Raw genomic sequence first — 23,496 nt, forward strand, 5'->3', positions numbered from 1 at the left:
ACCCCCTGTAGTCACCTCTCATCCAGCGGCGTCGATCACAGCCTTCTCCACCGCTGCGAGCAGCGCCGGAACCTGGTCGGCGGGCACCCCGCCACCCTGCGCGAGATCGGCGTTTCCGCCGCCTCGGCCGGAAAGTGCGCCCTTGACCAGATCGGCTGCGGACAGCCCCCGGCTCTTCGCCGAGCCGTTGATCGCCACGATCAGCGACGCCTTGCCGTTGGCCCGGGACGCGACCGCCACCACCGCCGGACGGGCGGAGTCGATCTTGCCGCGGATCTCCTGGGCCAGGGTACGCACGTCGTTGCCGGCCGCGCCCTCGGGTGCCTCGGTGCCGACGTACGCGACGCCGCGGAGGTCGCGGGCCTGGCCGGCGAGCGCGCCCGCCCCACCGAGCACCATCTGGGCCCGCATCTTCTCGAGCTCCTTCTCGGCGTCGCGCAGCGCGGTCACGGTCTGCTCGACCCGGTCGGCGACCTGGTCGCCGGGCACCCGGAACAGCTCGGCGAGCCGGGACACCAGCAGGTGCTCCTTGGCCAGGAAGCCGAACGCGTCGATGCCGACGAGCGCCTCGACCCGGCGCACGCCGGAGCCGATCGACGACTCGCTGAGGATCTTCACGAGGCCCAGCTGGCCGGAGCGGGCGACGTGCGTGCCGCCGCAGAGCTCACGCGCATAGTCGCCGACTTCAACCACACGGACCTCATCGCCGTACTTCTCCCCGAAGAGAGCCATCGCGCCCAGCCGGCGCGCTTCCTCCTGGGAGGTGATGAACGCGTGCACCTCGAGGTCGCGGAGCAGCACCTCGTTCACCTGCTGCTCGACGTCGTGCAGCACCGCCGGCGAGACGGCCCCCGGCGTGTTGAAGTCGAACCGCAGGCGGCCGGGCGCGTTGAGCGAGCCCGCCTGGGTCGCCGACTCGCCGAGGAAGTGCCGCATGGTCTGGTGGATCAGGTGGGTCGCGGTGTGCGAGCGCGAGATCGCCTTCCGCCGGGTCACGTCGATCTCGGCCTCGGCCGACTCCCCCGCGCGGATCTCGCCCCGGATGACCCGGGCCTTGTGCACGATCAGGCCGGGGAGCGGCTGCTGGACGTCGACGATCTCGAGCTGACCGCCGCCGACCCGGACGACGCCGCTGTCGGCCTGCTGGCCACCGCCCTCGGCGTAGAACGGGGTGGCGTCGAGGACCAGCTCGACGTAGTCGCCCTCGCCGGCCACCTCGAGCCGCGCACCGTCGCCGCCGAGCAGCGCCCGCACCCGCGACTCCCGGGAGATCTCCTGGTAGCCGGTGAACTCGACCGGGCCGCCCGCGTCCAGGGCGCCGCGGTAGGCGCTGAGGTCGGCGTGGCCGGTCTTGCGCGCGGCGGCGTCCGCCTTCGCGCGGGCCCGCTGGTCGGCCATGAGCCGCCGGAAGCCGTCCTGGTCGACGTCGAGGCCCTGCTCGGCCGCGATCTCCAGGGTCAGGTCGATCGGGAATCCGTAGGTGTCGTGCAGCTGGAACGCCTGCGCGCCCGGCAGCGCCTTCCCGCCCGCCTTCTTGACGTCGGTGATCGCCGTGTCGAGGATCGTCGTGCCCGCCCGCAGCGTGGAGAGGAACGAGTCCTCCTCCGCGTACGCGTACTCGGAGATGCGGCCGAACTCCTCGGCCAGCTCCGGGTAGGACGGCGCCATGCAGTCGCGGGCCACCGGCAGCAGCTCGGGCAGCGCCGGCGCCTGCCAGCCGAGGAGGCGGATCGACCGGATCGCCCGGCGCATGATCCGGCGAAGAACGTAGCCGCGCCCCTCGTTGCTCGGGGTGACGCCGTCGCCGATCAACATCAGCGCCGTGCGCACGTGGTCGGCGATCACCCGCAGGCGTACGTCGTCCGGGTGGCTTTCCGAGGCCGCGTGCCCGGAGTGGACGCCGTACTTCTTCCCGGTCATCTCCGCCGCGCGGGCGAGAATGGGGCGTACCTCGTCGATCTCGTAGAGGTTGTCGACACCCTGCAGGATCGACGCGATCCGCTCGAGGCCCATGCCGGTGTCGATGTTCTGTTTCGGGAGGTCACCGACGATCGTGAAGTCCTCCTTCGACTTCACGTCCGTGATCTCGTGCTGCATGAAGACCAGGTTCCAGAATTCGAGGTACCGGTCCTCGTCGACCTCGGGGCCGCCCTCCCGGCCGTACTCCGGTCCGCGGTCGTAGTACAGCTCCGAGCACGGGCCGGCCGGGCCGGGGATGCCCATCGACCAGAAGTTGTCCTTCTTCCCGCGCCGGACGATCCGCTCGGCGGGCAGGCCGGTCTGCTTCCAGATCTCGATGGCCTCGTCGTCGTCCAGGTAGACGGTCGCCCAGATCTTCTCCGGGTCGAGCCCGAAGCCACCCTCCGACTGCGGCTTGGTGGACAGCTCCCAGGCCAGCGGGATGGCGCCGGCCTTGAAGTAGTCGCCGAACGAGAAGTTGCCGTTCATCTGGAAGAACGTGCCGTGCCGGGACGTCTTGCCGACCTCGTCGATGTCCGGCGTCCGGATGCATTTCTGCACGCTGGCCGCACGTGAATACGGTGGGGTGCGCTGCCCGAGGAAGAACGGGACGAACTGCACCATGCCGGCGTTGATGAACAGCAGGTTGGGGTCGTCGATGGCCGGCAGCGGGGCACTCGGGACCACCGTGTGCCCGTTGGCCTCGAAATGCGCGAGAAAGCGCCGCTTGACTTCCGCCGTCTTCATCGGTTCCCCTCCTGGCCATCCTGATTTGATTCAGCATGCCCATCCTCGAACAGCTCACCCTCGGCGAACGCCTGGTGAATCTGCTCCTCCCGCTCGGTCATCCCCTCGCGGACGTCATCCACGAAGCTACGCACGGACTCGACCAGGCCGCCAGCGGATTGCGACAGCGAGGTGGCGATGCCCGACGGGGTGAACTCGTTCGCCTTCTTGGTCATCTTGCGAACGACGAGGGCGCCGACGGCCAGGCCGACGCCCAGCCACAGCAGGCGCTTCATTTTTTCCCCTTATGTGGTTAGCGCCGGGCCTTGCGGCGCTGCTTGATCGTCTCGCGGACCTCGCGGTCCTCCTCGGCGCGCCGCCGGTTGTTCACGGCCTTGCGCACGCCGTACCCGAACGAGGCCACCTTGACCAGCGGGCTCGCGGCGGCCGCGGCGACGACGGTGGACAGGTTCGCCACGTTCGCGGTGACGTGCGCCGCGTGCTCGGTGATCGTGTCGACCTTGGCGAGCTGAATGTTGACACCGTCCAATGAGACCTGCACCTGACCGAGCGTGGTGTTCACATTCTCCACCGTCTCGTTGACGTTGGAGAGCAGCGGTCCGGTGCGGTCGGTCAGGTCGTTGATCGCCCGGGTGGCGGCGTCGACGGTGCGGCCGAGCTTGAGGATCGGCACGGCGAGCACGATGACGAGCATCAGGAAGGCGCCCGCGGCGATCAGTCCAGCGATTTCCCCGGCGTCCATCTGGCGGCTCTCCTCTACGGGTGGCAGGTCAACGTGCAGACCTTACCGGCCGTGACCCTCGCCCGCTTCACGACGCCGCGGGTGTCGGCTCCAAGAGCGGATCGTTGGAGAGAACCGGGTCCGGCGTCTCACCGACCAGCGGCTTGCCCCGCTGCGGATCCGGCTTGCCGCGAGTGTCGGTGATGGCGTTCTGCACGTGGATGCTGACCGTCGAGCCCTCGCACTTCTTCGGCTCCGCGGTGGCCGCCGAGGACGGCAGCTGCGCCGTCGGATCCTGCGCCGCCACCTGGTCCACGGCGCACTCCGGCTGCCGCACCCACAGGTCCAGAGTGAACTCGTCCCGCTTCCAGCAGGTGTAGGTGCCCTGGTCCTTGGTGATCGGCGTCTCCGGGCACTCGCTGACCTTCCACGACTTCCAGCCGGCCGCCTGCAGCGCGGTGGTGTAGGTCGCGGTGGTGTCCTGGAACGACTTCGACGACTGCGCGATGCGCTCCCGGAACCGGCAGTCGAGGAAGCACCACCGGCTGCCGCTGCCGTTGTCGTGCACGTCCTGAGCCGCCCACGCGGGCACCCCGAGCGAGTCGAGCGAGCCGAACACGGGGTCCTTGCTGGCCGACCGCAACCCGAACAGCACCGGCATGACGACCAGCACGACGACGGCCAGGGAGACCAGCGTCACCATCCGCAGCCGCCGCTGCGTGCGCAACTTCTCGCGCAGCTCGTTGCCGGCGCCGCGCAAGCCCGCGACGTTCTCGCCGGCTGCGGCTTTCGCCGCGCCGGCCCTCGCACCGACTACTTCACCCCTTGGAGGTACGCCGGGAGCACCCGTCCGCGGGTCGCCGGGCCGATCCGGGCCGGGCGCGAGCGTTCCCTTACCGGCGGGCGCACCCAGGGCCGCGGCCCCGACCGAAACCGCGCCCACCGAGGCAGACCCCACGGAGGCAGCACCCACCGAAGCAGCGCCCACCGAAGCGGCACCGACCGAGGCGGAACCGACGGAAGCGGCACCAACTGAGGCGGAACCCACCGAGGCGGCGCCGACGGAAGCGGCACCGACCGAGGCGGAACCGACCGAGGCTGAGCCCACTGAGGCCGCGCCGATCGAGGCCGCACCGACCGAAGCGGCGCCGACGGAAGCCGCGCCCACCGAGGCAGCACCCTTCGCGGCGCTGCCCAGGGAAGAAGCGCCGGCCGGACCCGACCCGGGTCCCGACGCACCGTTACGCCCGGGTCCCGGCGGCGTGCCACGCCCACCGGGCGTCGGACCCGACTGCGCCGCACCGACCCGGCCCGGCAACGGCTGGCCGTGCTGCCCCGAGAGAGGCTGACCGGGAAGGGGCTGACTGTGCTGCCCGCCGCCCGGCTCGCCCGACACCGGACGTCCGGGGAGCGGCTGACTCGGCCCACCCGACACCGGCCGGCCCGGCAGGGGCTGACTGTGCTGCGGTCCCCCGAGCGGCGGACGCCCCGGCGAGACGGGCCCGGGCGGCATTCCACCAGGCGGCATCCCACCGGGCGGCATCCCACCAGGCGGAGTTGCACCGGGCCGCATTCCGACCGGACCGGAAGGCATGTCATCGAAGTCGGAACGCATCCCCGGCCGCATGCCGATCGGGCCGGAAGGCATGTCATCCACATCGGGACGCATCCCCGGCCGCATGCCGATCGGGCCCGAAGGCATGTCATCCACATCGGGACGCATCCCCGGGCGCATGCCAACCGGGCCCGAAGGCATGTCATCGACGTCGGGGCGCATCCCGGGGCGCATGCCAACCGGGCCGGAGGGCATGTCGTCCACGTCGGGGCGCATTCCGCCCGGACCGGGCCGGCCCTTGGGGCCGCGCCGCATGCCGTCGGGGCCCGGCGGCATGCCGGGCTCGCCGGGGCCGGGCTGCATCGCGCCCGTGGCCGGGCCGTTGCGCGGCCCACGCCCGCCGCGCTGGGCGTTGATCGGGCCGGTGCCCTCGCCGGGCCGCTGCGCCGCTCCGCCGGCCATGGCACCCGCTCGACCGGGGACCGCCGGGGTGCGAGCACCCTGCCGACCCGGCACCACCGGCGGAGTGACCTTGGCGGCCGCCCGCACCGGGCCCGTCGGCGCCGGACCGCCCACAACGGGGGCCGCGCCCATGCCCGGACCGCCTACGGCGCCGGGTCCGCCCGAGCGTCCGGATCCACCGGCGCCGCGAGCACCACCGGGACCGCCCGGGCCACCGGGGCCACCGGCGTCGCCCTGTGCGGGCACGTTGCGGCCGCCGCGGCCGCGTGGGCCTCGGGTGTTACCGCCGTCGGCGAGATCCTGCGGGCGGCGACGGCCGGTCGAGCCGCCGTCGTCGGGCGAGCCGTGGCGGCCCGTGCCCTCGCCCGCGGGGTCGCCGCCGCGCCGGCCGGTGCCGTCGCCGCGACGGCCCTGGGCGCTGCCGTGCCGGCCCGTCGTCTCGCTGTCCTGATATCCCGGAGTACCGGGGAAGTCACCCGCGACGCCGCCATGCCGACCGGTGGACTCGCCACCGTTCGTAAAATCCGGCCCACCGCCTGGGCCGTCGGCTGCGCGCCGTCCAAGGGGGTCGCCACCGTGCCGCCCGGTGTTGTCAAAGCCGGAACCATCGCCGCCGTGCCGCCCGGTCGAGTCCCCACCCGGGTAGTCGCCGCCATGCCGCCCCGTCGACTCGCCGCCCGAATAGGCGGGAGCATCGCCGCGCCGCCCATTGACGTCGCCACCGTGCCGCCCGCTGACATCCCCGGGCCGCCCATTGCCCTCGCCGCCGAACCGCCCGCCGGAATCCCCGCCAAGCCGACGACTGGGATCGCCGTCGAACCGCCCGCCGGAATCTCCGCCGAGCCGGCCACTGGGATCGCTGCCGGGCCGTCCGTTGGGATCGCCGCCGGGCCGTCCGTTGGCGTCGCCGCCGTGACGGCCAGTGGACTCGCCACCGTGGCGGCCGGTGGATTCGCCGCCACCCGGGTAGCCCGGGCCGCCGCCGGGGAAGCTGGGGCTCGGGCCGCCGAAACGCCCGCCCGCGGGCGGGCCGGAAGGCAAGCCGGACGGGGGTCCGGCCGGTGGCCCGGCGGGCGAGGCAGGCATCGGCGCACCAGGCCCCGCCGGCCGGCCGCCGGTCGTCGGGCCGTCGGTGCGGAAGCGGTCACGCGGCCCCGCCGACGACGTGGGCCGGGAGGCCGGAGACACCGGCCGCGACGCCGGGGAGACCGGGCGCGACATCGGCACCTCGGGCGCGTTGCCGGAGAGCGGCACCGGCGGGATAGGCCCGGAGGTCATCGGGTCGAGCGGGCGGCGTCCGTCGTCCTCGGCGCCGGCGCCGTGCCGGGTCGAGTAGGCGGCCTGGTCACCCCGCCCGCGTGCCTGCGTCGGGATCTGCGGCGGCCCGGCCGGACCGCCACGGCGCGACCCCGGCGACACGGGCGCGGCGCCCATCGGCCCGGGCTGCTGCGGGTACTGCCCAGGGGACACCGGCGCGGACTGCGGGTAATCGCCGGCGGCACCCGCCGGCCTGCCCTGCGGGTACTGGCCGGGTGAAACGGGCGCGGCACCCGTCGGGCCCTGACCCATCCGTCCCGGCGGAGGCTGCTGCGCGGGCGACACCGGCGACGTTGCCTGCCGCGGCACGGGGTTGGTGCGTCCGGTGCGTCCGCCGGGCGCGCTCACCGGCCCGGGAGCGGGCCGGGAATCGTCCCAGCCGCCCTCCTGGCGGCCGGGTGCGACGCGCGGCTCGTCCCAGCCGCCCGCGGACCCGCCGTCTTGCCGGCCGGGTGCGGGCCGGGAATCGTCGAATCGTCCCGCCGGCGGCTGCACCGGGCCGGACCGGGCCGCCGGGTGCGCTCCGCTCGGAGACTGCCAGCCGGGCTGGGCGGCGTCGCGACGACCGGGCGCGGGGTGCGTACCGCTCGGCGACTGCCAACCGGGCTGGGCGGCATCACGGCGACCGGGCGCCGGCTGAGCGGCGTGACCACCGGGCGCGGCGTCGCGACGGCCGGGCGCCGGCTGCGCGCCGCTCGGGGCCTGCCAGCCGGGGGCGGGGTGTGCCCCACTCGGCGACTGCCAGCCGGGCTGGGCGGCGTCACGGCGACCGGTCGCGGGCTGGGCGCCGCTCGGGTCCTGCCAGCCGGGCGCGCCGCCGCCGATCGGCATCTCCTCGTCGGGGAAGTCGTCGGGGCCGGGCGCCACCCGGCCGCTCTTGCTGGGGCGGGTCTCGCCGGCGAGGGTGCCGGGGCCGATCGCGGCGCGCTGCTCCTTCGCGGTGCGCAGGTCGTCGAGCCAGCCGGTCTCCTCCTGCGGGACCTCCTCGGGCGCCGCCGCGGCCGCCGGCTCCGGGCGGCCTCGACCGAACCGGCGGCCCTTGCGGGCTCCGGTGTCGCTGCGCAGGTCGGCCTCGTCGTCGGGCCGTTCGGCACCGCGCGATTTCACGGCTGTTCCTCTCCGGCGGTCTCGCCGCTGTCGACTGCACTGCCCTCGGCCTTGTCGGCCGTCCCGCTTCCGGGCCCCACCGGTGGCGCGTCCGGCGAAGCGTCGTTGTCTGCCGAAGCCGTCGGCGCCGGCGACGAATCCGGGGCGTCCGGCTGCGGGTCATCACCGACCGCAGCCGGTGCGTCACCTGCTGAAACCGCTGGCTGCGGCGTTGGGCCGGTGCTAACCGAAGAGCGTGACGCATCGGCGCCAGATGCACCACCCGCCGCGCGGTCGGGTATCGGCGGCGGAGGTTCGGCGGGGGTAGCGGGCCGCGCCGGGGCCGGCAGCCCGCGCACTATCCGGCGCAGGCGCGGGACCCGCTCGCTTACTGCGCGTTCGGCGCCGTGATCGGTGGGCTGGTAGTAGTCGGCGCCGGTCAGGTCGTCGGGAATGTACTGCTGCGTGACGACGCCGCGCGGGTCGTCATGGGGGTATTTGTACCCGCGACCGTGACCAAGACCACGCGCGCCGGGGTAGTGCGCATCGCGCAAATGGGCAGGGACCGATCCCCCACGGCCGGCCCGCACGTCGGCCATCGCCGCGCCGAGCGCCGTCGTGACCGCGTTGGATTTGGGCGCGGTGGCCATGTGCACCACGGCCTGGGCGAGGTTGAGCTGGCACTCGGGCAGGCCGATGAGCTGCACCGCCTGCGCCGCGGCGCTCGCCACCACCAGGGCCTGCGGGTCGGCCATGCCGACGTCCTCGCTCGCGAAGATGACGATCCGCCGGGCGATGAACCGCGGGTCTTCCCCGGCGACCAGCATGCGGGCCAGCCAATGCAGCGCCGCGTCGGGGTCGCTGCCGCGCATGCTCTTGATGAAGGCGCTGATCACGTCGTAGTGCGCGTCGCCGTCCCGGTCGTAGCGCACGGCCGCCACGTCGACCGCCTTTTCCGCGGTCGCCAGGTCGATCTCGGCGTTTCCCTGCGCCTGTGCGGACGACGCCGCGGCCTCGAGGGCGGTCAGCGCTTTGCGGACGTCGCCGGACGCGAGGCGTACGAGATGGTCCTCGGCCTCGGCGGAAAGCGTGACGGCACCGCCCAGCCCTCGCTCGTCGATAAGTGCGCGGCGCACCAGGCGCCGGACGTCGTCGTCACCGAGCGCCTGCAGCGTGAGCAGCACACAGCGCGAGAGCAGCGGTGAGATGACCGAGAAGTACGGATTTTCGGTGGTCGCGGCGAGCAGCGTGACCGTGCGGTCCTCGACGGCGGCGAGAAGCGAGTCCTGCTGGGTCTTGCTGAAGCGGTGAACCTCGTCGATGAACAGGACCGTCGGCGGGCCGCCGTGACGACGCTCGCGCCGGGCCGTGTCGATGACCGCGCGGACGTCCTTGACCCCGGCCGAGAGGGCGGACATGGCGACGAACTTGCGGTCGGTGGCGGCGGCGACCAGGTGCGCGATGGTGGTCTTGCCGGTGCCGGGCGGGCCCCACAGGATCACCGACATCGGGCTCGAGCCGGTGACCAGCTGGCGCAGCGGGCTGCCGGGCGCGAGCAGATGCTCCTGGCCGACCAGCTCGTCGAGGCTGGCGGGACGCATGCGGACGGGCAACGGCGAATCGGCGGCCGGCGGGGTGAAACCCGAGGCCGGCGACGCGGCGTGCACGCCACCGGGCTGAGCCAGCGAGAAGAGCCCGTCCGTTTCCATCGGCAACGACAGTACCGGCCCGCCCAGCGATGCCCGAAATGCACCGAAGGACGGGCCGAAACGGTCAGCCCCGGCCGGGGCGACGGCCGTAGAAGCGGCGGCCCGAACCCGTGCCGGTACGCGGGCCACTGCCGATCCCGGCCAGGTAGAGCGCGATGAGCAGCAGGCCGAGCAGCGTCAGGGTCTGGAAGTTGAGCAGGTCGTGCGCGCCCAGGTCGGTGTCGAACAGGTCCAGCAGAAGCGCGATACCGAAAACGATCGCGGCGGCAATTGCGAGCATCAGATCCTCCGGGGGTGAGAGCCATCTGACGTGCAGTTACCCCGGAACAGGGCAACGTCAAACTCCACCGTGGAGCTACGCGAGAGCGTTTACCGCCTTGGCGACCACCAGCGCCGCGGTCACGAGCGAGATCGCCGACTCGAGCGCCATGATCACCTTGGCCAGGCGGGTCATGGGCAGCGTGTCCGTCGGGCTGAACGCGGTCGCGTTCGTGAACGCCACGTACAGGTAATCGGTGAAGTTCGGCTCCCAGTCCTTGGGCGCCAGGTCCGGCGAGGTCATCGGCGGGAAGAGGAAGTCCGGGTACGGGTCGGTGCCGTGCGCCCGGGCGACCGGCCCCCCGCGATCCAGCTCCCAGAACCAGATCGCGAAGGTCAGCACGTTCATCAGGTAGATACCGGAGCCCACGCCGAGCAACTGGGCGGCGTTGCCGGTGTCGTAGCCGGTGACGATGTCGCGGATGAGCATCGCCACCGACCACGCCGTGCCCAGGCTGATCACGGCGATCTGGCCGAGCGCCACCATCCGCAGCACCCCGGTGTCCCGCTTCATCCGGCCCGGATCGGCCGCGACCAGCACGGCGATGAGCAGGAACTCGATGGCCGGGAGCAGCCAGCGCGGGCCGAAGGTGAGCCGGTCGGGCAGGAACCACTGCAGCGCGATCAGCGCGGCGACGGCCAGCGCGACCGGCAGGCGGCGTTCGGCTTCGGTGTGCCGCCGCCAGGCCGGTCGCTTGTCCTCGTTTTGCTGGCCCTCGCTGATCTCGGGTGCTCTTAGTTCGAGTGCTCGACGGGAGCGGCCTGGCCGCCGGTGCCGGCGGGGCCCGCCGTGGCCTTGGGCTTGGCGTCGATGCCGGCCTCGAGCCGCTGCTGGGCGGTGATCGGGGTGGGCGCGGTGGTCAGCGGGTCGTAGCCGCCGCGGGTCTTCGGGAACGCGATGACCTCGCGGATCGAGTCGTTGCCCGACAGCAGCATGCAGGTGCGGTCCCAGCCGAGCGCGATGCCGGCGTGCGGCGGCGGGCCGTACTTGAATGCCTCGAGCAGGAAGCCGAACTTGTCCTGCGCCTCCTCGGGCGTGATGCCGAGCAGGTCGAAGACGCGGCTCTGCACGTCGGCGCGGTGGATACGGACGCTGCCGCCGCCGATCTCGTTGCCGTTGCAGACGATGTCGTACGCGTAGGCGAGGGCCTCGTCGGGCGCGGACTCGAAGTTGTCGATCCAGTCCGCGTTCGGCGAGGTGAAGGGGTGGTGGACCGCCGTCCAGCCGCCCTCCTCCGTCTTTTCGAACATGGGCGCGTCGACGACCCAGCAGAAGGCCCAGGCGCTCTCGTCGATCAGGCCGGACCGCTTGGCGATCTCGATGCGGGCGGCGCCGAGCAGCTCCTGCGCCTCACGACGCTCGGATGCCGCCGCGAAGAAGATCGCGTCGCCCGGCTTGGCCCCGACCGCGTCGGCCAATCCCGACAAATGCTCATTTGACAGGTTCTTCGCGACCGGCCCGCGCGGCTCGCCAGTCTCGGAGTCGAGCACGACGTAGGCCAGACCGCGGGCGCCCCGAGCCTTGGCCCAGTCCTGCCAGCCGTCCAGCTCCTTGCGGGTCTGCGACGCGCCGCCCGGCATGACCACGGCGCCGACGTAGCCACCGGCGTCGATCGCGCCCGCGAAGACGCGGAACTCGGTGCCCGCAAGGTATGACGTCAACTCGACCAGCTCGACGCCGTACCGCAAATCGGGTTTGTCGGATCCGTACCGGTTCATTGCGTCGTGCCAGGTGATCCGCGGGATGGGCCGGGGAATCTCGTGGCCGGCCAGCTCGCCCCAGAGCCGGGAGACGATCTCCTCGCCGAGCGCGATGATGTCGTCCTGGGTCACGAACGACATCTCGATGTCGAGCTGGGTGAACTCCGGCTGGCGGTCGGCGCGGAAGTCCTCGTCCCGGTAGCAGCGGGCGATCTGGTAGTACCGCTCCATGCCCGCCACCATCAGCAGCTGCTTGAACAGCTGCGGCGACTGGGGCAACGCGTACCACGTGCCGGGCTGCAGCCGGACCGGGACCAGGAAGTCGCGGGCGCCCTCGGGCGTCGACCGGGTCAGCGTCGGCGTCTCGATCTCGTTGAAGTCGCGGGCGTGCAGCACCTCGCGGGCGATCTGGTTGGCGCGGCTGCGCAGGCGCAGGGCGCTCGCCGGGCCGGAGCGCCGCAGGTCGAGATAGCGGTACTTGAGCCGGAGGTCGTCGGACGCGGTGATCGTGTCGTCGACCGGCAGCGGCAGCGGCGCGGACTCGCTGAGCACGGTCAGGTTGCTTGCGACGACCTCGATGGCGCCGGTGGCGAGGTCGGGGTTCTCGTTGCCCTCGGGACGCGCGGACACCTCGCCGGTGACCAGCACGCAGAACTCGTTGCGCAGGGCGTGCGCGTCCTCCTCGCGGAAGACCACCTGGACCACGCCGGACGCGTCACGGAGATCGACGAAGATGACCCCGCCGTGGTCGCGCCGGCGGGCCACCCACCCGGCGAGCGTCACCGTCGTGCCGGCGTCGCTCGCGCGGAGGCTGCCGGCGTCATGGGTACGGATCACGGGAACTCGTCTCCTCACAGGTGTTCACGGGCGCAGCCCATTCTGTCAGGAGTCAACCCGCTACTTTCCAGGAGGTGGCCCGCATGCCGGCGGTGCCGGTGGTGCCCACGTCGGTGACCTCGACCAGCGACATCGAGGCCGGGATGGCGGCGGTCAGCACGCACAGTGTCGCGCCCTTGCGCACCTCGACGCTGCCGCCGGGACCGATCGGGCTGGTCCGGATCGCCCGCTGGCAGCCGTCCGCGTCGGTGTCGGAGTCCCTGACCTGCGCGCCGGCCGCCGCGCCCGGGCCGAGCGTGAGCCGCGGCGGCTCCTGCCCGCAGCGGCTGTCGTAGCGCAGATCGCTGACCTTCTCGTCGGCGTTGGCGCGGGGCTCGTCGAGGTCGAGGAAGAGGACCGCCGAGCAGCCCACCTGCACCCGGAGCGGCTCCTGGGCGTACGTGACGGCGAAGCCCTCGGCATGCGGAGAGGGAGCGGGAGTCCCGGCGATCGCGACCAGGCGGGCCAGATTCATCGCTCGCCAGGCCGCCAGCACCGCGATCGACGAGGTGATCAGCGCGAAGACCGCGACCAGCACCCCCAGCCAGGCCAGACGGTCGCGGCGGACCCGGTTCCGGCGCTCGGCGATGCGCTCGGTGGGCCCGTCCGGAACGGCGGCGTCGTCCCGGGGCCGGTTGATCAGGTACGGGTCGTGAGGCGGCTTGTTGACATTGTTGGCGGCACGGAAGACCGACATGTGCGACTCCGGCGTTTTGTCCGAGCAAAAGGCGTAAAGGGGACCTTAGGCAGGTCCATCCGTCGATCCCATCCCCCTCCGAGGGGACTCACCTCCCCGGGCTACCCCGCCGTACGCTGGGCAAATGGCGACCGAATCCCGCGCCGTCGACCACGTCGACCGCCAGATCCTCCACGCGCTGCAGCTCGCCCCGCGTGCGCCGTTCGCCCGCGTCGCCACCGTGCTCTGCATCTCCGAGCAGACGGTCGCCCGGCGATTCCAGCGGATGCGCGGCGACGGCGTCGTGCGGATCCTGGCCCGCCCCGAGCCGATCCAGCGAGCGACGTCGTCGTACTGGACGCTGCGGATCGGCTGCCGGCCCGGGACCGCGCCGGCGCTCGCCGACGCGCTGGCCCGCCGGGACGACACCTCGTGGATCAGCATCGGCGCGGCCGGGGCCGAGATCACCTGCCAGGTGGAGGTGAGGGACGGCCAGCCCGGCCTGCTGACCCACCTGCCCCGGGCGTCCAACGTGCTGACCTTCAACGCGCACCAGATCCTGCACCGGTTCCCCGGGCGCGGCGAGACCGACTGGATCCTGCCCGACCACGACCTGACCGCGGAGCAGCAGCGGTACCTGGCGGACGGTGCGGCGCCGCGATCCACCGACGCGCGGCTGGTGGCGGACGACCTGCCGCTGCTCGCCGCGCTCGGGCGGGACGGTCGGGCGAGCTGGGCGGCGCTCGCCTCGGCCACCGGGTGGACCCAGCGGCAGGTCGCGCACCGGGTCGGCGAGCTCACCGCGAGCGGGCAGATCTACTTCCACCTGGACGTGGCCGACGCGCTGGTCGGCATGCGCTCGGTGGCCAACCTCTGGCTGACCGTGGCCCCCGCCCACCTGGCCGGCGTCGGAACGCGGCTGGCCGACCATCCCGAGCTGGCCTTCGTCGCCGCGGTGACCGGCGGCGCCAACCTCGTGGCCTCGGCCCGCGCCGCGAACGCCGGGGCGCTGTACCGCTACATCACCACGAAGCTCGCCGACATCGAGGGCATCCACAACGTGGAGATCGTGCCGCTGCTGGTCCGCGTCAAACAGTCCCACTCGGTGATGGTCGACGGCCTCGTGCGCTAGACCGCCCGCCGGGCGTACACCTCGATCTCGATCTTCATCCGCGGATCGGCCAGCCCGCAAACCATCATCGTCGCCGCCGGCCGAACCTCCCCGAACGTCCGGCGCAGAACCGGCCAGCAGGGCTCAAAATCCTCCCGATCCGGCAGCAAATACCGAACCCGCACCACATCGGCGAACCCACACCCCGCCTGCGCGAGCGCATCCGCCACATTGACCAGACATTGTTCCGCCTGCTCAACCACGTCGTCCGAGATCGTCATCGTCCGATAGTCGAACCCCGTGGTCCCCGAAACGTGCACCCAGTCCCCGTCGACCACGGCCCGCGCATACCCGATCTGCTCCTCGAACGTGGACCCGCTGAGAATCGCCCGTCGCTCATTCACCACCGCATTTTCCCGTACGCCCGGACAACGCCCCAACCGCAATACAACCCGTCCCGCCGATCACCGCGACGCAACTGCCACTCAGCGCCGTAGCGCGCCTCTCGCGCGAGGCGGTAGTCACGGCACCACCGGGGCTGCGTGGGTCGGCGCGGCAGCTCTTGTCGGGCCTCACGACCTGGTGTGGCGTCGGCTCGCGCGGAGGAGGACGGCCGTTACCGCCGCGCCGGCGAGTGCGGTGGCGGCGCCGATCGCGATGAGGTGGTTGAGAGCGTCGGCGAAGCCGGCGGCGGTCGGCGGGAATGTGCCGAGGACGGCGCCGTAGACGGCGATGCTTACGGCGAGGCCGAACTGCAGTGCGGTGTTGTTCACGCCGGAGGCGATGCCGACCTGCGCGGGTGGGACATCGACGGCGAGGGAGCCGAGCGCCGGCAGCCCGATGCCGCAGCCGATCCCGGTGAGGATCATGCCAGTGATCAGGTGGTGGAGCCCGGTGTGCGTAGTGACGCCGAGCATGAGCAACAGCCCGGCGCCGATGAGCGTGAGCGCCGCCCCGACGGCCAGCCGCGGCGAAATCCGGTCGAGGAACGGGCCGACGGCCGCACCAGCGACCATGATCGGGATGACGATCGGCAGGAACGACAGGCCGGCCTCGATCACGCTGTCGCCGAGTTGGTCCTGGAAGTACACCGAGAAGTAGACGAGCAGACCGAAGATGCTGGCCTGGACGGTGAAGGACCCGATCTGGGTGCCGACGAACCGCCGGCTGCGGAACATGCGCAGGTCGAGCATCGGTGCGGCGAGGTGGCGTTCGATGACCAGGAACAGGACGGCGGTGACGGCGCCGACCGCCAGGCTCCCGAGGACATAGGGGTCGGTCCACCCCCGGGCGGTGCTGCCGAGCAGCCCGTACACGATCCCCACCAGGGCGGTGCCCCACAGGATCGGGCCGGCGACGTCGATGCGGCGGCCGCGCTCGAGGCGTTCGCGCCGCGGCAGCGCGGCCCGGCCGATCAAGATCGCGGCCGCCGCGACGGGCAGGTTGAGGAAGAAGATCCATCGCCAGCCGAGGCTGTCGGTGAGTACGCCGCCGACGACGGGGCCGAGCACGACGGCGATGCCGGCGGTGGTGCCACGGACGGCGAATGCCGTGCCTCGGGCCGCGCCGGTGTAGCACTGGGCGATGAGCGCGAGGGTGGTCGCGAAGATCGCGGCGCCGGCCAGCCCCTGGGCGACGCGGGCGGCGACCAGAACGGCGACCGTGGGGGCAAGTCCGCAGGCCAGCGACGCGACGGCGAACCCGGCGACCGCTATCAGGAACAGTCGGCGCCGGCCGTACCGGTCAGCGAGCGCGCCCGCGGTCAGCTGGACCGCGGCCATCGCGATCGTGTACGCGTTGACCACCCATTGCAGGTCGGCGAGATCGCCACCGAGGTCGCGGCCCATCGCTGGTAAGGCCACGGTCACCACCGTCGCGTCGAGCATCAGCATGAACACCGCCAGAACGATCCCGGCAAGGGGAAGCCAGCCCGTCTTCTGCCGGCTCTCGGCTTCTTCGGAATGCGCTAAGACCATGACCGACTCTCCCTATCGCTGGTAGGGGCAAACTAGCAGTGATAGGCAGTCTCTTGCAATGGTAGGGTGGCTGCCACCGGACGAGGGAGGCCGATGGCCGGGCAGGACTGGGGCTATCCGTGGCCCGACGCAAACGACGGCGAGACGCGGCTGGACCGCGCCGAGATCGTGCGCGTGTGCCTCGAGATGCTCGACGAGGACGGGGTCGAGCAGTTCAGCACCAGGAAACTGGCGGCGCGGCTGGGCATCAAGTCGCCATCGCTGTACTGGCACGTCAAGGGCAAGGACCAGCTGTTCGCCCTGGTGCTCGACCACGTCGTCGGCCAGTGCGAACTGCCGTCACGGCAGGCGGGCTGGCGAGAGCAACTCGACACCATCGGCCACGGCCTGCGCCAGGCGCTCATCGCGCATCCCGCCGCCCCGCAGCTCCTCCTCGGCCGGCCGATCTTCGGGCCTAACGGCCTGCGCCTGACCGACCACGTCATCGGAGCACTGCGCGACCACGAGTTCGGCGACAAGCTGGCAAGCTACGGCTACATCGTCTTCATCAACTACGTCATCGGCTTCGCGAGCCAGGAGACCGCATTCGGCAAGGGCCCGCGCCAACAGCTCGACAAGGTCGAAACCTTCCTGGCAGCCCTACCCGAACAGCAGTACCCCGACCTCACCGCGGTTGCCGGCGAGTTTCTGGCCGGCCACTTCACCGCGCGTTTTGACCTGGGCTTGAGCGCCATTCTCGACCGCCTGGCTGTGGAGAAGACTCAACACCGATAAGGCACCCTCCTGGCACGCGCCACAACAGAGATCGTCATTGGCGGTCTTTCCTACAGTCGAATCCGTGGACATCGCAGCGAGGATCATCACTCTGTACCCCGTCGACCCTCGGCCGGTTTCCCCGAGCGGGCACGACGAGTCCGCCTCGCTGTTCGGCGTCACACCGCGCGACGGCAAGTCCGAGTTCGCCGATTCGCCGTGGCGGCCGATCATCACCGGCGTCCGGTCGTGGGACCCGGACGAGTACGGCGCGCCGCACGCCGGAACCGCCTACCGGGTGACCGCGGTGACCACGGCAGTGGCGCGAATGGCGGGCGACGTCGAGGTGCTTCTGCTGGACCTCACGGTGACCGCGCCGCTCGACGGCATCATCCTGGCCGAGCGCGACGCCTACGACCCCGCCGTCGAGATCAAGATCGGGACGTCGACGCTGGCGCCCGCGGTGCTCGGCGACGACGCCCGGCTCGAGGCCGCGGCGGCCCGCCAGCAGATCCTGCTGCTGCCCGGCGGCCCCGGCGCGCTGTTCGCCTCCGGCGACCCCGACGACCTGCCGGTCTCTCGCGCCGGCGAGCTGCGCAAGCTGCTCATCAAGGACACCGCGATCGGGTACCGCCCGGCCCAGATGGCCGTCCGCGTCCCGCCCGACATCAACGGTCCCGATCGTCAGGCCGTCTACGTCTGGGCCACGAACACGGTCGCCGAAGGCCTCGACCAATACGGTGAGCTCGGCCGGCTGCGGGTGCTCGGCATGGTGCTGTCGAACTGCCAGACGATCGCCGCGACCATGGCCGCCCGCACCACCCGCGCGGCGGCCCTCGAGGAGCTGGACGCCCCGGCCCCGGCCGAGGACGAGGACGCCGAGACCCTGCGCGACCGGGCCGAACTCCGGATCCGCCGGGTGGCCCGGCTCCGGCACGACCTCAACCGCAACGCCGAGACCCACGCCCGCGGCACCGCCGTCGTCGGTGGACGGCCGATGCTCAGCTACCACCAGGCGGTGGTCGCGGAGTCCGACCTGCCGACGTTGCTGGCCGCTACCCAGCACCTGCTGGAGCAACTGAGCGCGTCGCTGGCCGTCGAGCAGCAGCTGCGCAGCGTGCAGGAGGCCCGGGAGACCGCCGACCAGCAGCTGGCGGTGGCCCGCTCCACGCAGGGCCTGCTCAACCAGAGCGAGGCTCTCAAGGCCGCCAGCGTCATCTTCGCCTCGGTGGCGGCGGTCCTGGCCCTGGCCGGCCTGTTCGCCCAGGCCGCGGCCATCCCCGGCGCGCAGGACGGCACCTACTTCCGTTCGCTTCCCGGCAGCGTCGTCTTCGTCCTGGCGGTCGCCCTGTTCGCGGTCATCGTCGGCGTGGCTGTCCGGATGGCCTCCCGGCGGTCGGTCCCGCCGCGCCTCCGGCCCGCCGCCCGCATCGGCCGCTGGTCGCTGATCGCCATCACGTCCCTGGGCATCATCGCCTCCGCCGCCGGCGTGCTGGTGCCCGTCGGCGTCGCGGTGGCCGGGACGGGCGCCGTGCTGCTGATTCTTTTGGTGGCGGCCGAATTCGAATACGAGAAGGCCTGACGCCCACTCACGCGAGAGTCGCGCTGCGGCCCTGAGTGGCACACGAGCGCGGGGATCGGCGGGGGCGGCCGTCGGAAAGCTGAAGTGGGGCCGAAACCGCCCAGGCGGTGGGGGGTGCGGTCGCGCTTGCCGGCGAGGTGGACGCGCTTGATGACGGCGGTGGCGCCCTGGCCCCCGTCGCGCTCGATCACGAGGAAGCGGTTGTAGTCGACGGCGATGGCGGCGCCGGTGAGGACGCGGCCCGGGTCCATTGCGGACCCGGGCCGGGCGGTCAGGCGGCCACCGACTCGCGGGCCGGCTCGCCGGGGGCCGGCGCGGTGGGACGGACCATGAGGAACACCAGCAGGGCGCAGACCAGGCCGACCACGCCGCTGATCAGGAAGCCGGCGTCGAGGCCCGCGGCGGCCGCGCCCCGGATCGCCGCCTCGGGCACCGTGCCGGCCAGGCGCGCGGCCTGCCCGCCGGCCACCGCGTGCGCGGCCTCGGACGAGCCCAGGTGGTCGGTGGCGCGGGCGGCGAAGACCGTGCCGAGGACCGCGACGCCGATCGCGAAGCCCAGCTGGCGGGCGGTGGTCAGCGAGCCGGCCGCCATGCCGCCGCGGCGCGTGGGCACGGCCGCCATCGCCGACGACGCGAGCGTGGGCATGACCAGGCCGACGCCGAGACCGATCACGATGTAGCCGGGGATGAGCGCCGCCCAGGTCGAGTCGGCGCCGACGAACAGGGCGAGCAGCAGGCCGCCGACGCCGATCAGCAGCATGCCGCCGCCGATGATCAGGCGCGGCGAGCGGCCGTGCAGGCGGGCGCCGGCCACTCCGGAGGCCAGCATCGCGCAGACCGACATCGGCAGGCCGACCAGACCGGCTCGCAGCGGGGACAGGCCGGTCACCGACTGCAGCCAGATCGACGTGTACGTGAAGGCCGCGAACGCCGAGAAGTTGACCAGCAGGCTCGCGATGAGGATGCCGGTGAACGAGCGGTTGCGCAGCAGGCGCAGATCGAACATCGCGTGGTCGGTGCGCCACTCGATGAGGACGAACGCGGCGAGCGCGACGGCCGAGACCGCGATCAGTCCCCAGGTCTTGACCGACGACCAGCCCTCGTCGTTGGCGCGGATCACGGCGAAGGTCAGCGTGCCGGCGGCGATCGTGAAGGTCAGCGTGCCCCACAGGTCGAACCGGCCGGGCCGGCGTTCGCCGTCGTGACGCAGCGTCGTGAAGCACATGATCACGGCGGCCACGCAGATCGGCAGGTTGACCAGGAAGATCCAGCGCCAGCTGAGCCCCTCGGTGAGCAGCCCGCCGAGGACCGGGCCGACGGCCGTCGCGGCGCCCGAGACACCACCCCAGATGCCGTACGCGACGCCGCGCTCGCGCCCCTGGTAGGAGCTGTTGAGCAGGGCGAACGTGGTGGTGAACATCGCCGCGGCGCCCGCGCCCTGCACCACCCGGGCGGTGACCAGCAGCGCCGGGCCGGCGGCCAGACCGCAGGCCAGCGAGGCGAGGGCGAAGACGATCAGCCCGCCGACGTAGAACCGGCGGTGCCCGTGCATGTCGCTGAGGGCGCCGGCGCCGAGCAGCAGCACCCCGAGGGCCAGCGCGTACCCGTCGACGACCCACTGCAGCGCGTTGAACGAGGTGCTCAGGTCGGTGGCCATCTGCGGCAGTGCCACGTTCACGATGGTCACGTCGATCAGCAGCATGAAGGTGCCGAGACACACGGTCACCAGCGGCCACCATTTACGCATGGGGGTTACTTCCTTCGCGAGAACTCCTGTTGGCGACTCCCACGATCGGGCAGCCGCTCACCAAACACTCAGCCACCGAGCGAAAGTGGCGCTTTTCCGCCAGCGGAAGCCCTCCACCGGCGGAATCCGCCACACCCGTCAGACCACGGCGAGCGATCCTCCATCGACGAACCACCCGTCCCGCAGCACCGGCACGACGTCGCACACGCCCACCGCCGAGGCCACCGCGACGTCGCCCTCGAAGCCGAAGGCACGCAGCTCACGCGCGCTGACCGAGGCCCAGAGCGCGTCGCCCAGACCCTCGGCGACCCCACGATAGGCCCACATGGCCGCCTCCGCCTCCGGCGAGAAGCCCGCCTGCGTGGAGCCGGCCGCCGTGGAGCCGGCCGCCGCCGTGGAGCCGGCCGCCGCCGAGCCGGCCGCCACCGAGCCGGCCGCCGTGGAGCCGGCCGCCGCCGAGCCCGCCGGCGCGGCGGGCTCGGTCAGGCCGTGCAGGAAGGCGCCGGCGCCGAGCAGGTCCTCGATCGCGGGGCGCAGCGAGCCGTCCGGCCACCGCTCCCCCGACGCGATCACCCCGATCGGCCGGTCGCCGGCCCGCTCCCGCACCCAGGTCGCGGCGGCCGCCGCGTTGCGCAGCGACACCCCGATCACGGTCACCCCGGCGTCGGCGAGCCGCACCGAGATGGCCGACCCGTTCGGCGAGGGCAGGACCAGCCGGTCGATGCCCTCGGCGCGCAGGTTGGCGTGCAGGATGCTCTCGGGCGACAGCGTGACCTGGCCCGGGCCGGCCTCCTTGCGGAGCACCGCGAGCATCGCGCCGTGCCGCCGGGCCACGTCGACCGCCGAGTCGTCGCGCCAGCGATAGGGCAGCACGTGCAGCCCCTGCTCGACCGCCACGGTCAGCGTCGTGGTGAACGAGAGAACGTCGACCACGGCGACGAACGCGGCGCCCGGCGCGACCGCGTCGGCACCGACCGGACCCCAGTCGAAACGCACGCGGTACCCGCCTTGCCCGTCAGCGAGGCTCATGGCCTCACTCTGCCAGCCGGGAGGGAACGTGGGCCAGCCGCGAGGCAACGTGGGCCAGCCGGGAGGCATCGTCGCGAATGAATCTTTACGGCGGGCCGCCGACCTCTTTCAGATCGAATCGCCAGTCGTTGCAGCGGATCGGATTTCCTTTCGGGTACTCGAAATCCGACTCGCCGAGCAGCTCGAAGCCGGCCTTGCGGCAGACCGCGTTGGACGCCGTGTTGTCGGTACGCGGGTACGCGTGGGCGAAGCGATGCCGGCCCTCGGCGGCGGCCAGCCCGATCGCGGCGAGGGTGGAGCCGACCGCGAGGCCGCGGCCCTGGAAACCGGGCAGCACCTTCCATCCCATCTCGTAGACGGTCTGGCCGAGCCACTCCTTCTCCCAGTACCCCACGGAGCCGATCGGGTCGGGATCGTCGGCGACCATGAGCAGGAACATGCTGGTGGTGCCGGCTCGCACCCCGTCGAGGATGCGTTTGTGGCGCGACGCGATCGATTCCTCCGACTCGACACCACCGAGATAGGTCTGCATCTCGGGGGTATTCGCCCGCCGCTCGAGGATCGGACCCCGCTCGTCCCACGGCTCCAACCAGAAGTTCGTCATGGCGTCATCGTGCTCCGGGGGTACGACAAATTTCAGAAGTACGTCGCCAGCACGTCCACGACCTGGCGTTCCTCGTCGATCACGGGGATGTGCCGCCACTTGTCGAAGGCGGTGCACGGGTGCGAGATGCCGAACCGGATCAGGTCGCCCACCGCCAGGCCGTCGGCCGCCACGTAGGTGTGGTGATCGTTCAACTTGGTCACCGAGGCGGCCGGATCGAACGTCTTGCCGTCCCGCCGCGCCTCCATCGGCACGGGCAGGCCCTCGTCGAAAGGCGCGTCCCGCTTGCCCATCCCGACGATCGCCAGCCCCGGTTCCGGCGTGGAGAGGACCTGCGCCCAGATCTCCAGCGCGGCGGTGAGCGGCCCCTCCGCCGGAACGCGGCGGAACGGCGTACGCAATCGATAGAAACCGTCGTCGTGGGTGACGGAGGCTCCGCTGCGCAGAATGAGGCGCATGTCGCGCGGCAGCGCGGCGAGCCGAGCCACCACCCGGTCGAACCAGGCACTCCCACCGGCCGAGACCAGGGAGAACTCGATTCCCGCGGCCCTCAGCCGATCGACCCCGGCCACGAGCAGATCGAGGAAATCGTCCACCTCGGCCTCGTCGGCCAGTTGACCCTCATACGCGGTCACCCCGACGAGTTCCAGCCGTTGCGCGCCTTGCGCCGCGCGCGCCACGGCCTCCAGATCTTCGAGCGTGCGTACGCCCGTCCGCCCACCCGCATGACCGAGCTCGACGAAGACGCGCAGACGGCCGCTCCCGATCGCGTCGGCCGCTGCCACGCCGGCGAGCGAGTCCACCTGGAAGTAGATGTCCTGCTGTCCGGCCAGCCAGCGCAGCGCGGTCGGGTCGAGCACCTCGTTCGCGATGAAGATCCGGGCGACGCCGAGCTTGCGCAGGATCAGCGCCTGGTTGGGCGTCGCGACCGTCATCCCCCACGCGCCGGCGTCGAACTGCGCGGCGATCAGTCCGGGCGCCATCGTGGTCTTGGCGTGCGGGGCGAAGTCGAGATCGTGCCGCGCGCTGTAGGCGGCCATGGTCGCGATGTTCGCCATGGCCGCCTCGCGGCGCAGCGCCAGCACGGGCCAGGTGAAGCCGCCGCCGAAGAGGCTGGGCTTCTCTTTCGCGTAGTCGGCGGCGGTGCGCTCCCCCTCGGGCAGGAAGAACCCCTTGCTGCGCCAGTCGACCCGCGGCTCCGGCACGTCCACGCGTTGCCTCCTCAGCTTGCCCGTCCCAGCTCGTTCAGCAGTGCGGTGAGCCGCTTCTCCTCCCCGGTGAAGTGCGTCTCGAGCACCGCGGCGAGCGCCTCCCGGTCATCCTCCCCGTTCTTCAGCAGTTGCGCGATGATCAGGTGGTCGCGCCGCAGCTCGTCGAGGAACTCCCGCAACTGCGGGTGACGGGCGGCGAGCCGGGGGAACAGATTGTCGTCCTCATCGGTGTGATGCTCGGTGAGCAGCGTGCAGAACTCGAGGCAGGGCAGTCCGTCGCGGAGGTCGTCGAGCATGTCGCGCAGGCGGGCGTGCGTGATGATCATCTGGGTGCCGAGAAGGGTGTATTCGTCCAT

Annotated in this window: 19 protein-coding genes; 3 read left to right on the plus strand and 16 right to left on the minus strand. The window is 72.1% G+C overall.

Annotated elements, in window-relative coordinates:
- Window positions 1–18: 18 nt before the first annotated feature.
- The 9 genes from alaS to A3CQ_RS0145210 form a co-directional block, all read right to left on the minus strand.
- The gene (gene alaS, locus A3CQ_RS0145165) at window positions 19–2,706 is read right to left on the minus strand and encodes an alanine--tRNA ligase (protein WP_020517575.1); all 2,688 of its coding nucleotides are present in this window, start codon (window positions 2,704–2,706) and stop codon (window positions 19–21) included.
- Window positions 2,703–2,981, minus strand: a complete 279-nt coding sequence (locus A3CQ_RS0145170; RefSeq protein ID WP_020517576.1) for a hypothetical protein — start codon at window positions 2,979–2,981, stop codon at window positions 2,703–2,705. The genes alaS and A3CQ_RS0145170 overlap by 4 nt, the downstream gene beginning before the upstream one ends.
- 17 nt (window positions 2,982–2,998) lie before the next feature.
- Window positions 2,999–3,448, minus strand: coding sequence for a DUF948 domain-containing protein (locus A3CQ_RS0145175; protein ID WP_020517577.1), 450 nt, complete (start codon window positions 3,446–3,448; stop codon window positions 2,999–3,001).
- A 67-nt stretch (window positions 3,449–3,515) separates the two neighbouring features.
- Window positions 3,516–7,868, minus strand: coding sequence for a hypothetical protein (locus tag A3CQ_RS63450; RefSeq protein ID WP_245577654.1), 4,353 nt, complete (start codon window positions 7,866–7,868; stop codon window positions 3,516–3,518).
- Window positions 7,865–9,556: an AAA family ATPase gene (locus tag A3CQ_RS0145190; protein WP_020517580.1), complete on the minus strand. Its 1,692-nt coding sequence runs from the start codon at window positions 9,554–9,556 to the stop codon at window positions 7,865–7,867. Before A3CQ_RS0145190 ends, A3CQ_RS63450 begins: the two co-directional genes overlap by 4 nt.
- Before the next feature lie 64 nt (window positions 9,557–9,620).
- Complete coding sequence (locus tag A3CQ_RS0145195) at window positions 9,621–9,836, minus strand: hypothetical protein (protein WP_020517581.1); 216 nt, start codon at window positions 9,834–9,836, stop codon at window positions 9,621–9,623.
- A gap of 75 nt (window positions 9,837–9,911) precedes the next feature.
- Entirely contained in the window at window positions 9,912–10,415 is a 504-nt protein-coding gene (locus A3CQ_RS0145200) for a hypothetical protein (protein ID WP_020517582.1), read from the minus strand.
- 194 nt (window positions 10,416–10,609) lie between these two features.
- Window positions 10,610–12,412 (minus strand): aspartate--tRNA ligase, encoded by a 1,803-nt coding sequence (aspS, locus tag A3CQ_RS0145205; RefSeq protein WP_020517583.1) that lies wholly within the window; start codon window positions 12,410–12,412, stop codon window positions 10,610–10,612.
- Between the two features lie 52 nt (window positions 12,413–12,464).
- The gene (locus A3CQ_RS0145210; RefSeq protein WP_020517584.1) at window positions 12,465–13,148 is read right to left on the minus strand and encodes a hypothetical protein; all 684 of its coding nucleotides are present in this window, start codon (window positions 13,146–13,148) and stop codon (window positions 12,465–12,467) included.
- A 124-nt stretch (window positions 13,149–13,272) separates the two neighbouring features.
- Here A3CQ_RS0145210 and A3CQ_RS0145215 point away from each other — a divergent pair, with 124 nt between their 5' ends.
- Window positions 13,273–14,259 carry an Lrp/AsnC family transcriptional regulator gene (locus tag A3CQ_RS0145215; protein ID WP_020517585.1) on the plus strand — a complete coding sequence of 329 codons (987 nt, stop codon included), beginning with the start codon at window positions 13,273–13,275 and terminating at the stop codon, window positions 14,257–14,259.
- On the opposite strand, the gene A3CQ_RS0145220 is transcribed toward A3CQ_RS0145215, so the two are convergent.
- Together A3CQ_RS0145220 and A3CQ_RS56305 are read right to left on the minus strand one after the other, a co-directional pair.
- Window positions 14,256–14,645, minus strand: a complete 390-nt coding sequence (locus A3CQ_RS0145220) for a Rid family hydrolase (RefSeq protein ID WP_020517586.1) — start codon at window positions 14,643–14,645, stop codon at window positions 14,256–14,258. The two genes, A3CQ_RS0145215 and A3CQ_RS0145220, sit on opposite strands and share 4 nt — an antisense overlap.
- 165 nt (window positions 14,646–14,810) lie before the next feature.
- Window positions 14,811–16,214 (minus strand): MFS transporter, encoded by a 1,404-nt coding sequence (locus A3CQ_RS56305; protein WP_063713677.1) that lies wholly within the window; start codon window positions 16,212–16,214, stop codon window positions 14,811–14,813.
- A gap of 93 nt (window positions 16,215–16,307) precedes the next feature.
- Here A3CQ_RS56305 and A3CQ_RS58295 point away from each other — a divergent pair, with 93 nt between their 5' ends.
- The gene (locus tag A3CQ_RS58295) at window positions 16,308–16,988 is read left to right on the plus strand and encodes a TetR/AcrR family transcriptional regulator C-terminal domain-containing protein (RefSeq protein WP_020517588.1); all 681 of its coding nucleotides are present in this window, start codon (window positions 16,308–16,310) and stop codon (window positions 16,986–16,988) included.
- Between the two features lie 64 nt (window positions 16,989–17,052).
- Window positions 17,053–18,549, plus strand: coding sequence for a hypothetical protein (locus A3CQ_RS0145235; RefSeq protein ID WP_020517589.1), 1,497 nt, complete (start codon window positions 17,053–17,055; stop codon window positions 18,547–18,549).
- Window positions 18,550–18,820: 271 nt separating this feature from the next.
- Here A3CQ_RS0145235 and A3CQ_RS0145240 read toward each other — a convergent pair whose 3' ends face one another.
- The 5 genes from A3CQ_RS0145240 to A3CQ_RS56315 form a co-directional block, all read right to left on the minus strand.
- The gene (locus tag A3CQ_RS0145240) at window positions 18,821–20,296 is read right to left on the minus strand and encodes a DHA2 family efflux MFS transporter permease subunit (protein WP_020517590.1); all 1,476 of its coding nucleotides are present in this window, start codon (window positions 20,294–20,296) and stop codon (window positions 18,821–18,823) included.
- A gap of 138 nt (window positions 20,297–20,434) precedes the next feature.
- The gene (locus tag A3CQ_RS0145245) at window positions 20,435–21,325 is read right to left on the minus strand and encodes a 2-phosphosulfolactate phosphatase (RefSeq protein ID WP_040434130.1); all 891 of its coding nucleotides are present in this window, start codon (window positions 21,323–21,325) and stop codon (window positions 20,435–20,437) included.
- Between the two features lie 85 nt (window positions 21,326–21,410).
- Complete coding sequence (locus tag A3CQ_RS0145250) at window positions 21,411–21,929, minus strand: GNAT family N-acetyltransferase (RefSeq protein ID WP_020517592.1); 519 nt, start codon at window positions 21,927–21,929, stop codon at window positions 21,411–21,413.
- Window positions 21,930–21,961: 32 nt separating this feature from the next.
- Window positions 21,962–23,140: an alanine racemase gene (locus A3CQ_RS0145255; RefSeq protein ID WP_020517593.1), complete on the minus strand. Its 1,179-nt coding sequence runs from the start codon at window positions 23,138–23,140 to the stop codon at window positions 21,962–21,964.
- 11 nt (window positions 23,141–23,151) lie between these two features.
- A complete protein-coding gene (locus tag A3CQ_RS56315; protein WP_020517594.1) occupies window positions 23,152–23,496 on the minus strand; it encodes a hemerythrin domain-containing protein in 345 nt (114 codons plus the stop codon).

It is taken from the genome of Paractinoplanes globisporus DSM 43857 (assembly GCF_000379645.1).
Lineage (GTDB): Bacteria > Actinomycetota > Actinomycetes > Mycobacteriales > Micromonosporaceae > Actinoplanes > Actinoplanes globisporus.

What these genes read in the sequence shown, in the direction of transcription:
- alaS (WP_020517575.1), bottom strand. Translation starts at nt 2,706, where the DNA reads ATGAAGACGGCGGAAGTCAAGCGGCGCTTTCTCGCGCATTTCGAGGCC.
- A3CQ_RS0145170 (WP_020517576.1), bottom strand. Translation starts at nt 2,981, where the DNA reads ATGAAGCGCCTGCTGTGGCTGGGCGTCGGCCTGGCCGTCGGCGCCCTC.
- A3CQ_RS0145175 (WP_020517577.1), bottom strand. Translation starts at nt 3,448, where the DNA reads ATGGACGCCGGGGAAATCGCTGGACTGATCGCCGCGGGCGCCTTCCTG.
- A3CQ_RS0145190 (WP_020517580.1), bottom strand. Translation starts at nt 9,556, where the DNA reads ATGGAAACGGACGGGCTCTTCTCGCTGGCTCAGCCCGGTGGCGTGCAC.
- A3CQ_RS0145195 (WP_020517581.1), bottom strand. Translation starts at nt 9,836, where the DNA reads ATGCTCGCAATTGCCGCCGCGATCGTTTTCGGTATCGCGCTTCTGCTG.
- A3CQ_RS0145210 (WP_020517584.1), bottom strand. Translation starts at nt 13,148, where the DNA reads ATGTCGGTCTTCCGTGCCGCCAACAATGTCAACAAGCCGCCTCACGAC.
- A3CQ_RS0145215 (WP_020517585.1), top strand. Translation starts at nt 13,273, where the DNA reads ATGGCGACCGAATCCCGCGCCGTCGACCACGTCGACCGCCAGATCCTC.
- A3CQ_RS56305 (WP_063713677.1), bottom strand. Translation starts at nt 16,214, where the DNA reads ATGGTCTTAGCGCATTCCGAAGAAGCCGAGAGCCGGCAGAAGACGGGC.
- A3CQ_RS58295 (WP_020517588.1), top strand. Translation starts at nt 16,308, where the DNA reads ATGGCCGGGCAGGACTGGGGCTATCCGTGGCCCGACGCAAACGACGGC.
- A3CQ_RS0145240 (WP_020517590.1), bottom strand. Translation starts at nt 20,296, where the DNA reads ATGCGTAAATGGTGGCCGCTGGTGACCGTGTGTCTCGGCACCTTCATG.
- A3CQ_RS0145245 (WP_040434130.1), bottom strand. Translation starts at nt 21,325, where the DNA reads ATGAGCCTCGCTGACGGGCAAGGCGGGTACCGCGTGCGTTTCGACTGG.
- A3CQ_RS0145250 (WP_020517592.1), bottom strand. Translation starts at nt 21,929, where the DNA reads ATGACGAACTTCTGGTTGGAGCCGTGGGACGAGCGGGGTCCGATCCTC.
- A3CQ_RS56315 (WP_020517594.1), bottom strand. Translation starts at nt 23,496, where the DNA reads ATGGACGAATACACCCTTCTCGGCACCCAGATGATCATCACGCACGCC.